The organism is Pedobacter borealis DSM 19626 (genome assembly GCF_000708285.2).
Classification (GTDB): Bacteria; Bacteroidota; Bacteroidia; order Sphingobacteriales; family Sphingobacteriaceae; genus Pedobacter; species Pedobacter borealis.
This window is the reverse complement of sequence record NZ_JAUG01000098.1, coordinates 36,651-55,031: the sequence shown is the minus strand read 5'-3', so window position 1 is coordinate 55,031 and position 18,381 is coordinate 36,651. Positions and strand designations below refer to the sequence as shown.

At 46.6% G+C, this 18,381-nt stretch carries 4 protein-coding genes; all 4 read right to left on the bottom strand.

Annotated elements, in window-relative coordinates; translation table 11 throughout:
* On the bottom strand, nucleotides 1-13,340 hold a 13,340-nt coding region (locus tag AW17_RS24315; RefSeq protein WP_029279422.1), incomplete at its 3' end, for a Calx-beta domain-containing protein.
* A 694-nt stretch (nucleotides 13,341-14,034) separates the two neighbouring features.
* The gene (locus tag AW17_RS20115; RefSeq protein ID WP_029279420.1) at nucleotides 14,035-14,352 is read right to left on the bottom strand and encodes a hypothetical protein; all 318 of its coding nucleotides are present in this window, start codon (nucleotides 14,350-14,352) and stop codon (nucleotides 14,035-14,037) included.
* 48 nt (nucleotides 14,353-14,400) lie between these two features.
* Nucleotides 14,401-17,451 (bottom strand): efflux RND transporter permease subunit, encoded by a 3,051-nt coding sequence (locus tag AW17_RS20110; protein ID WP_029279417.1) that lies wholly within the window; start codon nucleotides 17,449-17,451, stop codon nucleotides 14,401-14,403.
* Complete coding sequence (locus tag AW17_RS20105) at nucleotides 17,448-18,380, bottom strand: efflux RND transporter periplasmic adaptor subunit (RefSeq protein ID WP_051691991.1); 933 nt, start codon at nucleotides 18,378-18,380, stop codon at nucleotides 17,448-17,450. Before AW17_RS20105 ends, AW17_RS20110 begins: the two co-directional genes overlap by 4 nt.
* Nucleotide 18,381: the final 1 nt, after the last annotated feature.

Here is an 18,381-nt window from a genome sequence, read left to right as displayed (position 1 = left end):
ATGACAGTGGTACCGCTTAATGTTGCATAATCACTACCAGCGGTTGCTGTACCGCTTATGGTATAATTTACGGTAACTGGTGCTATTGCCGTAATGTTAGGTGGCAGACTTACCCTAAACGCTCCGTTGGTAGATGGCTCTGCCCCATCACTCACCTTAGTTAAAGCCAACACCCTGTTCGCAGGAATGTTGTCGTCGTCGGCAATATCAACCGTGGCACTGTTGGCCGCCCCATCAACGGTAAAGACGAAGCTAGGTGAAACGCCACCGCTAAGGGTTACGATTACCGTTTCGTTATCTTCTATGAGTTGGTCATTAATTACTGTAACAGGTATGTCTACGCTGTTACTTCCTGCAGGTATGATCACATTACCACTCAAGCTTACATAATCACCGCCATTTACAGCAGTACCTGCAATTGTATAGCTTACGTTTATAGGTTCTGCTGCTGTAATATTAGTTGGAAGTTTCACCGTAAAGCTGCCAGCTGTTGATGGTTCAGCAGCATCTGTCTTTTTAACAATGCTCAGCACCTGATTAGCACTGTTGCTATCATCATCCGCAAGGTTCACCGTAGCCACCGCGTTACCTGGCGCTGGCCCGAAACTGAAGCTATTACTATTTCCTCTTGTGGCGGTTAAAACAACCGTTTCTAAAATCTCTATATTCTGATCGTCGATTACTGTTACCGGCACGTTCACTGAGTTCTGCCCGGCAGGTATGATCACCGTGCCGCTTAATGCCACATAATCGGTTCTGCTGGTGGCCGAACCGCCAACCGTATAGTTCACCGTAATCGCCTCATTGCTGGTTACACCAACTGGTAAGCTGATACGAAGAGAACCATTGGTAGCAGGTTCTGCAGCATTTGCGGCATTGGTTACAAACAATACGTTGTTATTTGCTGTGTTGTCATCATCGGCAATGGTTAACACTGCCCCATTAATGGTGGCATCAGGCAAGTAAACAAACCCATTGGCATCGGTACTGTTAGTAATGGTCAATGTCGCCTGTTCTGGTCCCTCGATAATTTCATCATTGATCACCGTTAATGGTACTGTAACCGAGTTGGTATAGGCAGGGATCGTAATCGTGCCTATAGTGTAATCTGTCCCACTGGTCGCCGTACCGCTCATTACATAACTTACCGTGATATTGGTGCTAGACGAGTAAGCATTTGGCAGCTTGATGGTATAGGTGCCATGGGTAGTTGGTTCGCCCGCATCGTTGGTCTTCTGCACCGAAAGTATGCGGTTGGCGTCCGTATTGTCATCATCGGCAATGTTTATCGTAACCTGATTAAACGCAGGGTCAGTAGGGAATACTAAAGCAGTACCATTCACTCCATCATAGGCACTGCCCGAAATCAGATCGAATATCATCGTCTCGGTAGGCTCAATGAACTGGTCGTCGAGCACGTTCAGGTCTATGTCAATGCTGTTGGTATTCGCCGGGATCACGATCGTGCCCAATCCCTGGTAGTCTAGCCCTGCGGTGGCCGTGCCCGAAACCTTGTAACCAACGGTGATCGGGTAGGCAGACGTTGCGCCCCCAGCCAATTGTATAGTGAAGTGGCCGTTGTTGGCCGGCTCGCTACCATCGCTAACCTTCACTACCTGTAGCGGTGTGCTGCTTGCACCGTTGACATCGATAATGGTCGCTGTCGTGCTGCTGTTAGATGGGTCGATCGTGAACGGATAGCTGGCAGAGTTTGCACTGGTAAGGGTCACTATTACACTCTCTGAACCTTCCACAGTCCCGTCATTACCCGCATTCACATTGATGAATACCTCATTTGAACCAGCAGGTATGGTAACCGTGCTACCCGTAACGCCTGTAAGCGAATAGTCTGTGTTGAACGTTGCAGTACCGCCAATGGTAAAGTTGATCACCACATCCTCAGAACTGATAACCCCTGGTGGAAGCGAGATGCGGAACTGACCGCCAGTCCCACCCTCTATCGCATCGGATACCTTGGTAACCAGTACCAGTTTGTTGCTGACCGTAATATCGTTGTCGGTGATATTGGCAGTGGCACTTCCTGCCCCCGATACCACTGTATAGGCAAACTGTCCGTCGTTGCCACCGCTGATGTTCATGATCACCGTTTCGGTTGGCTCGATAATCGTATTGTCTATTACCTGAACAGGTATGGTTACGCTGTTTTGGCCAGCAGGTATTACCGCCGTACCACTCAATGCGCTATAATCGGTACCACTGGTGGCCGTGCCGCCTACCGTGTAGCTCACCGTAACGTCTGTTGATGCGGTAATACCACTTGGCAGACTAAGGGTAAAGATACCGTTTGTGCCTGGCTCTGCTGCGTCACTGGTCTTCACCACCGAAAGTGTCAGATTGGTAGCCGTGTTATCATTGTCCGTAATGTTCAGCGTGGCACTTCCTGCCGTGGCACTTGCTGTAAAAGCGAAGTTGGCTGATACGCCATTGCTAAGATTCAGTATCACGGTCTCGGTTCCCTCTATCTTCTGATCGTCGGTTACCGTTACCGGTACGCTCACCGAGTTCTGCCCGGCAGGTATAATCGCCATGCCACCCAATGAGGTATAATCAACTCCATTTGTAGCGGTTCCACTGATGGTATAATTCACCGTCACATCTTCTGTGGCCAATACACCAGCAGGAAGACTGATGCTGAAGCTACCATTGGTAGATGGTTCTGCCCCATCCGCTGTTTTTACAACGCTCAAGGTGCGGTTTGCAGGCGTGTTCTCATTATCTATGATGTTCACTGTGGCGGCCCCATTTGCGGCACTTGCCCTGAAGGTGAAGCTTGTCGATGTGCCACCATTCAACCTAAGGTTTACTGTCTCTACGTTCTCGATCAACTGGTCGTCGGTTACCGTTACTGGTATGCTCACCGAATTCTGTCCAGCAGGTATAGTCACTGTGCTGCCTATTGTCGCATAGTCAACTCCATTTGCAGCAGTTCCACCTATGGTATAGTTTACCGTGATTGCCTCTGTAGCCATTATACCCGTTGGAAGGCTAATGCTGAAGCTGCCGTTAGTAGCTGGTTCTGCTCCATCAGCTGTTTTTACAACGCTCAGTTCCAGGTTTGCAGGGGTGTTGTCATTATCCGAGATATTCACCGTGGCATTCCCAGCCGTGGCGCTCGCCGTATAGGCGAAACTGGCCGATGCACCATTGGTTAATGTAAGGATAACCGTCTCGGTGTTCTCTATCAACTGGTCGTCGATGATTGGTACCGATACCAAAACACTGTTCTGGCCAGCAGCTATCGTGGCCGTGGTGCCCAATGTTGTATAATCAACTCCATTTGCAGCAGTTCCACCTATGGTATAGTTCACCACAATCGCCTCAGTGGCCGTTATCCCTGTTGGAAGGCTGATAGTAAAACTACCATTGGTTGATGGCTCTTCACCGTCAGCAGTCTTCACAATGCTCAATGTGCGGTTCGCTGGGGTGTTATCATTGTCTGCTATATTCACCGTAGCATTCCCCGCTGTGGCGCTTGGCGTAAAGGTGAAGCTGGTTGATGTGCCATTGGTCAATGTGAGTACCACGTTTTCGGTATTCTCGATCAGTTGGTCGTCCAGTATAATTACCGGTACGCTCACCGAGTTCTGCCCAGCAGGTATCGTCACCGTACCCCCCAATGTCGCATAGTCAGCTCCATTTGTTGCTGTCCCACCGATGGTATAGTTTACCGTTATATTTTCTGTAGCCCGTACGCCAGTAGGAAGGCTAATGCTGAAGCTTCCATTGGCAGATGGCTCTGAACCGTCTGATGCTTTCACCACACTCAATGTGAGATTTGCTGGTGTGCTATCATTGTCTGCTATATTCACCGTAGCCGTATTAGTAGCACTTGGTGTATAACTAAAATTAGTAGAGATACCATTGATTACCGTTAAGATCACCCGCTCTGGGTTCTCGATCAGCAGGTCATCGGTCACCCTTACAGGTACCAACACACTGCTCTGCCCGGCAGGTATAATCACCATACCGTCTAATGTAATATAGTCAGTGCCATTGGTTGCTGTGCCGCCTACCGTATAGTTCACCGTAATAGCCTCGGTGGTCAATACCCCAGGAGGAAGGCTGATCGTGAAGCTACCATTAGTAGATGGCTCTGCTCCATCAGCTGTTTTCACAACGCTAAGCGTCAGGTTTGCCAGGGTGTTATCATTGTCTGTTATGCTTACCGTAGCTTTATTGGCACTACTTGCTGCATAACTAAAACTTGTAGATGAGCCACTGATCAATGTTAATTCCACGGTTTCGGTATTCTCGATCAGCTGGTCGTCTGTTACCGTAACCGGTACCAATACACTATTTTCACCGGCAGGTATAATCACCGTACCATTTAACAATGCATAATCGCTGCCATCAGTAGCAGTACCACCTATCGAATAGTTCACTGTGATGGCCTCGGTGGCTGTTATACCTGTAGGAAGGCTGATGTTAAAACCACCGTTATTAGATGGTTCCGCACCGTCTGCTGTCTTCGCAACGCTCAATGTCAGATTCGATGGAGTATTGTCATCATCAGCAATGTTCACCGTGGCAGTCCGATTGGTAGTGCTTAGGCTATAACTAAAGTTTGTTGATGCGCCACTGGTCAATGTGAGCACCACAGTTTCATTATTCTCAATCAGCTGGTCGTTGGTAACTGTTACCGGTATCGATACACTGTTCTGTCCAGCTGCTATTGTAGTCGTACCAGTCAAGGCAGTATAGTCGCTATTAGCTGTCGCCGTGCCACCTATCGTGTAATTCACCGTGATGGCCTCGGTTGCTGTTATACCAGTTGGGAGACTGATACTGAAGCTACCATTGCTTGATGGTTCTGCCCCATCCGCTGTCTTCACCACGCTTAACGTGCGGTTTGCTGGCGTGTTGTCATTATCAGCAATGTTCACCGTGGCAGCCCCATTAGTAGTGCTTGCGCTATAGCTAAAGCTGGTAGATACGCCATTGGTCAAGCTAAGTACCACAGTTTCATTATTCTCAATCAGCTGGTCGTCAATCACCTGTACCGGTACCGATACACTGTTTTGTCCGTTAGCTATGATAGCCGAACCGCTCAAGGCGGTATAATCGCTATTAGCTGTTGCCGTCCCTCCTATCGTGTAGTTCACCGTAATCGCCTCGGTTGCCGTTATACCTGTTGGAAGACTGATGCGGAAGCTACCGTTGGCCGATGGTTCTTCACCGTCAGCCATCTTCACAACGCTCAACGTGAGGTTTGCTGGCGTATTATCATCGTCTGTGATGTTCACCGTGGCAACCCCACTGGTGGTGCTTGGCGTATAGGCGAAGCTGACTGATGTACCACCAGTCAAAGTAAGGGTCACCATCTCTGTGTTCTCTATCAACTGGTCGTCGGTCACCATTACAGGTACACTCACTGAGTTCTGTCCTGCAGCTATTATAGCTGTACCATCCAACGTAATATAGTCAGCTCCATTAGTAGCTGTACCACTGATGGTATAGTTCACCGTAATATCTTCTGTAGCCAGTATGCCAGTAGGAAGGTTGATATTGACCCCACCGTTAGTTGATGGTTCTCCACCGTCAGCCGTCCTCACAATGCTCAACGTGCGGTTTGCTGGCGTATTGTCATCATCTGTAATGTTTACCGTGGCAGCCCCACTGGTGGTGCTCGGCGTATAAGCGAAGCTGGCTGATGCGCCATCGGTCAAGGTAAGGATGATCGTCTCCGTGCGCTCTATCAACTGGTCGTCCATTACCGTTACGGGTACGCTTACCGAATTCTGCCCAGCAGGTATAACCACCGTGCCGTTCAATGTAGTATAGTCGCTACCACCTGTTGCCGTGCCGCCTATGGTATAGCCCACCGTGATGGCCTCTGTGCTTATTATACCTGTTGGAAGACTGATGCTGAAACCACCATTAGTTGATGGCTCTCCACCGTCAGCCGTCCTCACAACACTCAACGTGCGGTTTGCTGGCGTATTATCATCATCTGTGATGTTCATCGTAGCAGCTCCGTTTGTGCCACTTGGCGTATAGGCGAAGCCAGCTGATGTACCACTGGTTAGGGTAAGGATAGCTGTCTCTGTGTTTTCTATCAGCTGGTTGTCGGTTACCGTTAGTGGTACCGTTACCGAGTTGGCATAGGCAGGAAGTGTAACTGTTCCAATGGTATAATCTGTTCCATTGGTTGCTGTACCGCTCATCGTGTAGTTCACCGTGATGGCGGAGCTAGACGAGTAGCCTGCTGGCAGGCTGATGGTATAGGCACCATGGGTACTTGGTTCGCCCGCATCATTGGTTTTCACCACCGAAAGCACACGGTTAGTGGTTGTATTATCATCATCGGCAATGTTGATTGTCACCTGGCTGGATGCTTGGTCCGCAGGGAATACATACGCATTTGTCCCGTCGGATGCACTGCCCGAGATCAGATTGAATATCATTGTCTCGGTAGGCTCGATGAACTGATCATCAAGCACGTTCAGGTCTATATCAACGCCGTTGGTATTCGCTGGGATCACAATTGTGCCCAGTCCCTGATAGTCTACCCCTGCGGTGGCCGTGCCCGAAAGACTGTAACCAACGGTAATATCGAAGTTCGAGGTTGCCCCCCCAGCCAAATGTACCCTGAAGCGGCCATTGGTGGCCGGCTCACTGCCATCGCTAATCTTCACTACCTGTAGTAGTGTGCTATTAGCGCCATTGGCGTCGATGATGTTCACTGTTGCACTGCTGCTCGATGGGTCGATCGCGAACGGATAGCTGATAGAGCTTGCACTGTTAAGGGTCAGTACCACGCTCTCTGGACCTTCCACTACAGCATCTGTAAGCGCATCCACATCGATAAACACCTCGTTAGCACCGGCAGGTATAACTACCGTGCCACTCAATGTTGTATAATCAATGCTATTTGTAGCAGTTCCACTGATGGTATAGTTCACCGTAACAGGTTCAGAACTGGTAACCCCTGGTGGGAGCCCGATGCGGTACTGACCGTTGACCCCGCCCTCCATCGCATCGGATACTTTAGTTACCAGTACCAGGGTGCTACTGGTTGCAATATCGTTGTCGGCGATGTTCACAGTGGCACTTCCTGCCCCCGATGCCACAGTGTAAGTAAACTGTCCATCACTGCCACCGCTGATGTTCATGATCACCGTTTCGCTTGGCTCAATAGACGTATCGTCAATTACCTGTACAGGTATATTCACGCTGTTTTGGCCGGCAGGTATTATAACCGTACCACTCAATGCGGTATAATCGGTGCCGCTGGTGGCCGTGCCGCCTATCGTATAATTCACTGTGATCGGCTCGGTGGTCAATACACCCGCAGGAAGACTGATACTGAAGCTACCATTACTTGATGGTTCTGCCCCATCCGCTGTCTTCACCACGCTCAAGGTGCGGTTTGCTGACGTGTTATCATTGTCTGTAATGTTCACCGTGGCACTTCCTGCTGTGGTGCTTGCCGTATAGGCGAAACTGGCTGAGGTACCACTGTTCAAGGTAAGGATCACTGTCTCGGTGTTCTCGATCAGCTGGTCGTTAATTACCGTTACCGCTACGTCAACCGAGTTCTGCCCGGCAGGTATGGTCACCGTACCTAGTGCTGCATAGTCGCTACCGCTAGGTGATGTGCCATTGGTCACCGAAAGGATAACCGTCTCGCCCCCCTCTATCAACTGGTCGTCAGTTACCCTTACAGGTACCGTTATGCTGTTCTGTCCGGCAACGATTAAAGCTGTACCGCCCAATGTAATATAGTCCGAGCCATTGGTTGCCGTGCCGCCTATTGTATAATTCACTGTGATCGGCTCGGTGGTCAGTACGCCCGCAGGAAGACTGATTGTGAAGCTACCATCTGTAGACGGCTCTGCACCATCTGCTGTCTTCACAACGCTCAATGTGCGGTTTGCCGGTGTGTTATCATTGTCTGCAATGTTCACCGTGGCCGTATTGATACTACTTGCACTATAACTAAAGTTTGTAGATGAGCCACTGGTTAATGTGAGTACAACGGTTTCGGTATTCTCAATCAGCTGGTCGTCTGTTACCATTACCGGTACGTTTACCGAGTTCTGTCCGGCAGCTATGGTAACCGTACCGCCGAGTGGCGCATAATCCGTGCCATTAGTAGCTGTCCCATTGATCGAATAGTTTACCGTGATATCCTCTGTGGCCGTTATACCCGATGGAAGGCTGATCCTGAAACTACCGTTATTAGATGGCTCTGCACCATTGGGAGTGGTTGCCACAACGCTCAATGTCAGGTTCGATGGAGTATTGTCATCATCAGCAATATTCACCGTGGCATTTCCTTCCGTGGTGCTTAGGCTATAAGTAAAGTTTGCAGATGTGCCCCCTGTTAATGTGAGCACCACGGTTTCGTTATTCTCAATCAGCTGGTCATTGATTACCGTTACTGGTACAGATATACTGTTCTGTCCAGCAGCTATGGTCGCCGTACCGCTCAAAGCAGTATAATCGCTATTAGCTGTGGCCGTACCACCTATCGTATAATTCACTGTGATCGGCTCGGTGGTCAATACACCCGCAGGAAGACTGATTGTGAAGCTACCATTTGTAGACGGCTCTGCACCATCTGCTGTCTTCACCACGCTCAAGGTGCGGTTTTCCGGCGTGTTATCATTGTCTGCAATGTTCACCGTGGCATTCCCCGCTGTGGTGCTTGCCGTATAGGCGAAACTGGCTGAGGTACCACTGTTCAAGGTAAGGATCACTGTCTCGGTGTTCTCGATCAGCTGGTCGTTAATTACCGTTACCGCTACGTCAACCGAGTTCTGCCCGGCAGGTATGGTCACCGTACCTAGTGCTGCATAGTCGCTACCAGCTGTGGCCGTGCCACCTATCGTGTAGTTTACCGTAACATCTTCCGTGGCCGTTATACCTGTTGGTAGGCTGATGCTGAAACTACCGTTGGTTGACGGCTCTGCACCGTCAGCCGTCCTCACAACGCTCAACGTAAGGTTTGCCGGCGTATTGTCATTATCCGTGATGTCTACCGTGGCATTCCCAGCCGTGGTACTTGCCGTATAGGCGAAGCTAGGCGATGTGCCATTGGTCACCGAAAGGATAACCGTCTCGCCGCCCTCTATCAACTGGTCGTCAGTTACCCTTACAGGTACCGTTATGCTGTTCTGTCCGGCAACGATTAAAGCTGTACCGCCCAATGTAATATAGTCCGAGCCATTGGTTGCCGTGCCGCCTATTGTATAATTCACTGTGATCGGCTCGGTGGTCAATATACCCGCAGGAAGACTGATTGTGAAGCTACCATCTGTAGACGGCTCTGCACCATCTGCTGTTTTCACAACGCTCAATGTGCGGTTTGCCGGTGTGTTATCATCGTCTGCAATGTTCACCGTGGCATTCCCCGCTGTGGTGCTTGCCGTAAAGGCAAAACTGGCCGATGTGCCATTGGTCAAGGTAAGGATGACCGTCTCTGGGTTCTCGATCAGCTGATCGTCGGTTACCATTACCGGTACGTCTACAGCGTTCTGTCCGGCAGCTATGGTAACCGTACCTCCTAGTGACGCATAGTCCGTGCCATTGGTTGCCATGCCACCAATGGTATAGTTCACTGTAATATCTTCTGAAGCAGTTATACCTGGCGGAAGGTTGATGCTGAAATTACCGTTGGTAGATGGCTCTGCGCCATTTGCGGCCGTTGACACAACGCTCAACGTGCGGTTTGCAGGCGTATTATCATTATCAGTAATATTTACCGTGGCATTCGCTGCCGTGCTGTTTACCTGATAGGCACCGCTGGTAGTACCAGTTCCTCCAGTTAAAGTAACCGTAACACCTTCTGTTATTTCAATCAAATTATCATCTGTTACCGTTACAGGTATGGTCACCGAATTCCCTCCGGCAGGTATAATCGCCGTGGTGCTCAATGTCGTATAATCAACCCCATTTGTAGCTGTCCCACTGATGGTATAGTTTACCGTTACATTTTCTGTGGCCAGTACACCAGCAGGAAGGCTGATACTGAAGCTTCCATTCGTTGCCCCCTCTGTTCCATCCTGCACCTTGGCTATGCTCAGTATTTGGGTGGCCGTGGTAAGCCCACCAAAAGTAGAAAAACTCTGTATTCCGCTAAACTCTACATAATCTACTCCATTTGCCTGGCCAGTGGCCGAAGGTGTGAGTTCCGTTATATTGGCCAATTTTTCAGGCGAAAGGTCAGCCAATGTAGTGGCAATATCACCGGTATGTTTAAACCAGATCCATTTTTGAACACCAGTTACACCACGGCTTCCAGATAGGGTGGTTTCGGCATTAGTGCGTTCAGCTGGGTTCCAGAACAGGCGAACTTTCACTCCACCGTTTACGGTAAGTGCCGGGCCTGTGTAAGTGATCTGCAGTAACCTACGCATCAACTGCGTACCATAGGTCGTACCGCTGTTCTTACCTAAAGCGGTAATCATATCCCGGTTTACGTCTATCAGACCAGACAACTTCGTTACGTCGAGTGTATTTCCATTCAGGTCAATAGCCGCAATATATTTACCTGCATCTGCTGGATCTAAGAAATAAATCGTATTGCCATCAATACACGTTGAAACTACCGTTTTAACGGTACCATCAGCAACCAGCACAGGCGGCCTGGCCGGCGGGAAGCCGGTAGCCAGCGTGAACACCACGCCGTTGGTTAGGGCGGTTACGTTGCTGAAACCTACCACGCCTGCATTGAGGTCTGTAGCGGAAATCTGCGTAACCGTGCCTGTGGCAAAGTTGCCATCACCATCCAGATCGATCAATAATTTATAATCGCTAAGTGCGGAGCCTGTTTGGGAAACCCCCGTGAGGTCAAATTGCAGGCGCAATGGATGCGTGGTGGCATCAAAATTTGTCAGCTGCGCTTCCCATTCCTGACTAAGGCGCTGACTGATACAACTACCCACAGGAATATCTGTAGTTATTGTAGTTAGCTCGGCACTGTTGCTACCCAACACAAAAAAACTCTTGTCAAGAGCAAAGGTATTGGTATTGGCTACATTCGAAGCCGCAATTGTGCCTAACCCAACGGTCAGGATGGCGCCCGTGTTAACGCTACGGGATTGTTTGGTGTTGAAGTCAGTAGCATCATCCCTTCCTATGCCCACAATGTTGTTCTTATAGATGCCATTTGCCGCTGTAGTCGTCCAATAGGCAGCCCCATCACTGCCAAGGTAGTTGCTGCCCCCCGCATTCATCGTGATCCCATATTTCAGGGAGAGGTACGACTCAACGGTTTGTCGTTCGGTGTCAGACAATACACGGTCATAAACGATAACCTCGCCTATTTGGCCTAACCAGGGGAATTGCCTTCCACCAAAAGAACGAATACCTATAGAAGTAAAATTGGCGGTATTAGGCGTAAAGAGGATATTACCCTGCTTGTCAAAAACATTATTTTGGAACAGGCTAACACCATTGGTCGCATCTGTCTGGGTTGCACTGAAGACATAAGATTGATTGGCCACGTAGGCCTTAACACCTGTTATCGAACCTTTTTGAGTCGGGAACTGGCCAGTAGATTCCAGATAATCCAAGTTGTTTCCGACAAGTCGAAATTCCGTTCCTTGATCGGAAAGTGATTGTCCACTACCACTGCTAACCAGTTCTCTGGCAATTGGACCACTTGTAAAGTTTGTGCCTGGACTGCCTACTGCGAAAACAGTAGCGGTACTGGGGTCAATACGGGCGGTTGTAATGTCCATATAGCTGCTACTGGTAATGTTAGTATTACCATTGAAATTCCTGCTATAGTTAAAGTTGAGGCCCTGGGCATTGATACTGGGTTGGTTAACCGCCGTGTTCTGTATGGCATGATTGCCATTGGTACTATAATCATTCCATTGGTTAAGGGTAGACACCCCATCATCAGCTCGTAGCCAGAAAGTAAGTCCAGTGCTAACGGTATTCGGTCCTTTTACAGTCTTTGCGAACGTAAAGTATGCACCATCGGGCAGTAAACTACTGCTTAGGGTAACCGAACCTGTTGCATCCAGGGCATAAGCAACATCACCTGTACCAAAAGTATCGTCAGTACTGACCAACAGATAAATCAACGCATTGCCCCCAGTTAATTTAAGCGTTATATTTTGGTCCGCCCAGTTGTTTTTTTGGGCTTTCCAAACGCGGGCCATTCTGCTGTTAACTCCGGTAACACCGGCAACAGGAGTTCGATAAGGGGTAGTTGCCCCATTATCACCGAAAGTAAGAAAGGAAAGATTGTTGGTAATGGTAGCTGTATTAGCCGCATTGGAGGTAGCAACAGTGCTACCCAAGGCAAGGGTAACGATGCCTGTATCTGCACTCAATGATTGTTTCTGATTGAGGACACTGCCATCAATGGCATTATCACGACCAATTCCCGTGATGTGCTTGGCATAGCCAATGTTATTGCTTGCAGTCCACATTTTGGTGGTACCATCACTGGCCAGGTAGTCTATAGGCGTACCAATACCCAAGGTAAGGCCGTATTTAAGGGCCAAATAAGATTGCACTTGCTGGCGGTCTATATTGCTTAGCTTTTGGCTAAAAATCATGATTTCAGCTAACTGCCCATTGAAGAGACTACCATGGCCGGCCCCGATGTAATTACCTCTTGTGCTAGCTGCTGGTGGTACAGGTGTGACAAAATTTACCACATTGGTTAATGTTGATGCCACTACCCTGCCATCAATGCCGGCAGCCCAATCATTGGTTGCACTCCAAATATTCAGCAGGTGCGCATTAAGCACATTTACTGTAGTTGGGTAAGTAGGCGAAGTAGTAGGGTAAGTAAAACCCTGACGAGTAGTACTACCAAAATAAGTAAAATGACTATTGGTACTCGAGGTATACGTAGATACGGTAGAAGATGTGGGAGGGTTGGGATTTGTACCTCCAAACTCAAAGGGATATTGGGGAGTGGTACTGGTGTTGGGCAAACTAGAGAACTGTACACAGAATACTTCTCCAGCCGTTAATGCATCTAAAAATGTTGTGGTATTAAAATAATTACCACCACCACCAGGAAAGATAATGGAAGGGTTGAAGTTGATTCCGCTAGGGTTTATAGTACGTGCGCCTGATAGACTAGTCCATACACGAGCAGGAACAACAGGCACCTTATCTGTCAATGATGTTATACTGGTAGTTGTCCCAACGTTGAGGGGGTTATCTGCACTATTCCATGATACAAGACCGGTTGCAACCCCACCAGGAGATTGTGCGAGGGCTTGTTTTCCACAGCATAGGGTTAATAACAGAGACCATATTATCAATTTTGCATATCGCCCGCAATTTTTCTTATAAGCTAAAAAATCAAGTGTAAAAACCAGTGCGTTAAAGGAGAAGTTATTCATATGTAAATTTCTGGGAGAATAGGTCAATATTAAAAAACCAGCAAAGGAACCGATTCAATAACATTATTTTAGTTAGCCCTAAGTTAAAAAAATTTACAATATTACAAAAAGCTTTTTTACATTTAATTGACATAGCCGACACAATAACATAAGCTATTGTAAAAAAAGCACATTACAACAAGCTATAATCGAAGATTTGGAGAGAAAAAAATTATTTAAAAACGGATCAAAAACCAAGGTAATTTTTGATTAGACTACCTCGATCAGATTATAATAGCACAAAAAAGTTGGCAGATATGAAAAATTGTAGTTTTGGTTTTTAAAAGTACAATAAGATGCTCCATGGCTAAAATTTAAGAACTATTTAGAACCTGTTTAAATTTGCTACAATTATTTTACTTATCTAACATTTTTGTCACACTGAGGGGTAATTTATTTTGTAAAAATCAATATGAATAACAGATGGATAAAACAGGTGAATGGTCTTGAAGTATCGTCATTTCGACCGCAGTGTTCCAAAGGAACTCCTTTGGAGGAGAAATCTTTTAACTTTGATTCAATAACCTGAATACTGATTAAGCCGTTTTGATTCCGTTTCTTTCTGACAAACACTAAGATAAATATAAGTCAAAATCCTTCTGGGACACCCAAAAAACAAAAAATTAACACATAACTCCCTAAATATCAGCACCGTTTATTCAGGGTTTAAAAAACAGCGGAAGACAGGGGTGGTGTACCCTTTCCCAAACGGACCTGCAATTGCAATTCCATGTACACCAAGTGTATTATGGATCACGCCCACCGAATCGCCACTGTTCTTATTTAATATATTTACCTGATTACCATGAGAAACAAAAAGATTGTTGTGCTGCTGATCGATACTTATATAATCCCAACCCCCGTCGCTTTGTATTTTATGGACTGCCAATACGTGCAGGCCGCTTTTTTGTTGGGCATTTGCAGCAATTGACATTGCAAAAAGAACCACCATGCTTAATAATTTCCTTTTCATTTTTTTCGTTTTAATATTTTTAGGATATGGATTTAAAATATGTTACGCTTAAATTGCATCTCCTTCAGGTTTGGCCAATTTGTAGAATCGTCTGATCAGACTTGGTAAAGCAATGAGCAATAAAGGCATGGCTACTATAAAACCGCCAATTACGGCAATAGCCAACGGTTGATGCAATTGTGCACCAGCTCCGATACCTAAAGCCAAAGGCATTAAGGCGATAATTGCCCCAAGTGCAGTCATTAATTTTGGCCGTAACCGGGTAGAGATGGCAAAGGTTATGGCATCATCAACACTTTGTTTGGCAAGGGATTCTTTAAACTGTAGAAAGGTAAATATGGCATTCTCGCCGATAATACCCACAATCATGATCAACCCGGTGTAACTTCCTACGTTTAAGGGGGTATGGGTTAAAAACAGGGCTAAATAACTCCCAGAAAGGCCCAGCACCGAGATCAATAAAATGAGAAAAGCAATTTTAAAATCTTTAAATAGAAATAAAATTACGCTAAACACCAACAAACTCGATGCGATAAGAATGGTGAGCAGTTCGGAGAACGATTGTTGCTGTTCTTTATATGCACCACCATATTCGATGTGGTAACCCGAAGGCAGGTTTACATTGGCATTTACAGCTTTCTGAAGATCTTTCATTACACTTCCCAGATCTCGGTTATCGAGCCTTGCGGTAACTACCCCAATGGTTTGCAGGTTTTCCCTAGCCACTTCGGCAATTCCTGCTTTAAGGTCAACCTTTGCCATTTGCTGAATGGGCACCGCTGTTCCATCAGGCAAGAAAATTTTAAGCTTGTTGATATCGGCCACGCTAAAAGTTCTGCTTCCGGGGTACACCATGCGGATAGGTGAAAGCTGTTGTTTATCGTATAAATCGCCGATTAAAGTTCCTTGCATTGCGGTTTGGAGCTGCGATTGAAAAGATACCGGACTAACACCATATTGTGCCAGCATAGTAAAATTCGGCTGGATATTTACCGTTGGCCCAGAGCGTACAATGCCATCAAACACATCGGCTGTACCATCTACATGCGAAACCAGATCGGCTACCTTTTTAGATAAAGCCTGCAGTTTTTCCTGGTCGTTGCCAAAAATTTTCACCTCGATGGGCTGTGTAGAGCTCATTAAATCGCCCAGCATATCGCCAATTACCTGTCCGAAATCGATTACCAATGCAGGTTGTGTATTTTCGATGTGCGTGCGTATCTCCGAGATCACTTCTTCTGTGCTTTTTGTCCTGTTATGCTTCAGCTGGATCAGGTAATCGCCAGTATTTGGTTCGGTAATAAAAAAGCCCATCTGCGTTCCGGTTCTCCGCGAATACGCCTGAACATCTGGAATTTTAACAATCTCCTTTTCCACTTCTCTAAGCATCCTGTCGGTTTCTTCGAGCGAAGTACCTGGAGGCGAAGCATAATCCAATACAATGCTACCCTCATCCATTTCGGGGAGAAATCCGGTTTCTAAACGTGGGAAAACGAGCACAATCGATGCGATCAGCACGAGCATAAATATGATCGAAATATAAGGTCGTTGTATAAAATAACGTACCCAGTTTTGCGATTTAACCTCATGTACCACTACTTTTTTGCCGGTTGCTGCGTGACTACCCCCTTTACGGGTAAGCAAAAGATAAATCACAGGTAAGCCAATCCAGGTAACAAAGAAGGAACAGACCAGGGTAATGATCATGGTATTGGTCATCACCTGAAAATAAGAACCTGCAACACCCGTCATCAATACAAAAGGAACAAATATCACGATGGTACTGATAGAAGAACCTAACATGGCCGGGAAAAGATAAGTCACCGCCTTGCTTAATAACCTCATGGTAAGCTCTTCGGGATGTTCTTCATGTGTGCGATGAATCTGCTCTACCACCACTATAGCATCATCTATAATTAAACCTATGGCTGCTGCAATGGCGCCAAGAGTCATGATATTGAGTGAATACCCAATGAAATAAAGCACAATTACGGTTAAACAAAGCGTAACCGGGATGGTGATTAAAATGGTAGCACTTGCTTTGAACGATCTCAGAAAAATAACAGCTACTAAAATGGCCAATGCCAAACCAATTAATAAACTGTCGCGTACACTTTTTACCGATTCGTTTACAAAATCGGCCTGTACGTAATAAGGTTTAATACTTACTCCGGCTGGCAGGATGCGCTTCAGTTGCTCTACCTTGGTAAACATCTCGTTAGAAAGATCGACCAGGTTGGCATTAGGTTGTTTGATTACTGCAATCAGGATTCCATCTTTCCCGTTGGCATTAATTCGGGTATATTCTACACTCTGCTGAATATTTACCCTGGCAACATCCATTACCTTAATAATTCGGTTGCCCTTCCTGCTCAACACCAGATTTTCCAAATCGCTTTTGTTTTTTACAGTAGCATCGGTTACGGATAGGTACAGGTAATTGTGATCGGCGAGGTAGCCGTTAGATTTTATAAAATTGGTTTGGCTGAGTGTATTGCCGATCTGATCTGGGGCGATACCCAGCGTCTGCATTTTCTGTACATCGAGCTCCAGCCAGTATTCTTTGCTTTTACCACCAATTACACGGATCTCAGAAACGCCATCAACTTGCGAAAGAAAAGGTTTTACGGTATAGGTGGCAATTTTTTTCAGTTCAGCAGACGAATAATTGTGGCTTTCTAAGCTGTATCCACTTACAGGAAGGATAGAGGGATTCATCTTCTCTACCGAAATATTAACCCCAGCTGGCAATGAAGCACTGATTTTGGCAATCTGCGATTCTATCCGCTGCTGACTCAGATCGATATCGGCACCGGGGTTCATAAATGCAGAAAGCTCACAACTGCCCCTACTGGTGGTACTCCTAACCAATTGAAGATCGGGCACTTGTTTTACCGCATTTTCTAAAGGCCGCGTTACCGTAACCACCATCTTATCAACCGGCTGTAATTCTGCATCGGCAATAATCTTGATCTTTGGAAAAGTAATTTCTGGAAAAAGCCCTGTTTTTAACTGACTGAAAGCATATACTCCGCCAACCAGTACAATGAGCAATACTGCCAGGATTGGGTTTTTATGGGAAATAAAAAACTTGTTCATGGCCTCTTCTGGATTTTAACTTTGGCAGTATCTGCTATTCCATAATTCCCAGATGTAATGATCCGGTCGGTCTTCGAAAATTTAGGATCGAGCACTTCAATTGTGTTTTGGTTTTCGATGCCTTTTTTTACATTTATTCTTACTGCCGTTGAATCGTTGATCAGTTTCATTACCCAAAACTCATCTTCGGTTTCGTTGGCCAACACCGCCGATTTTGGCAATACCTGCGCCTGTGCATGGTTTACTTTCGTTAACCTGACTTTTGCGATTAAACCTTCGGGAATATCTTTGGCTGCCCCCACTTTAAGGATATAACGTTGGGTCTGTGCTGATGAATCTACAGCAGGCATTGTTCCTGAAACTGTTCCGGTCATTTTAGTTCCATCCGGTAGGAGGATAACCAGGCTTCTATTCTGACTGATCAGCTGATTGTATTCGTAAGGCAGATCGAGCAGAAAAACAAGACTATTGCGGTTGCTGATCGTGGCCAAAGCTTCTCCATCCTGCACATAATCTCCTTTTTGATGACTTACCTGAATAACTGTTCCGGCCTGATCGGCTCTGATATTGGAAATACCAGAAAATTTAAACCCCGCATCGAGCTTATTTACGCTATTGCCAATCGATTTTGCTTCTTTGGTAATTAAACTAAATAACAGTTGATGGCTCCCCACCTGCTTGCCTAATACGGCCTGAGCACTTTCTACATAACCGTTGATATTTGCCTTTACAAAACTTTTCTCCAGATAGGCCGAAACTGCCGAAAGCTCCACAAATTCTGAAAGAGAACTATCTTGAACAGTAGTCACCTGAACTGGGGTAATTGGCGAGGGCTCATCTACAGTTTCTGCAGGGGCAGAATGATTACATCCCGAAAAAACAAACAGCGTGGCAATACCACTACATATTAATTTTAGATAGCTTTTCATG

Coding starts and splice junctions, on each gene's coding strand:
- AW17_RS20105 (WP_051691991.1), bottom strand. CDS start 18,380: ATGAAAAGCTATCTAAAATTAATATGTAGTGGTATTGCCACGCTGTTT.
- AW17_RS20115 (WP_029279420.1), bottom strand. CDS start 14,352: ATGAAAAGGAAATTATTAAGCATGGTGGTTCTTTTTGCAATGTCAATT.
- AW17_RS20110 (WP_029279417.1), bottom strand. CDS start 17,451: ATGAACAAGTTTTTTATTTCCCATAAAAACCCAATCCTGGCAGTATTG.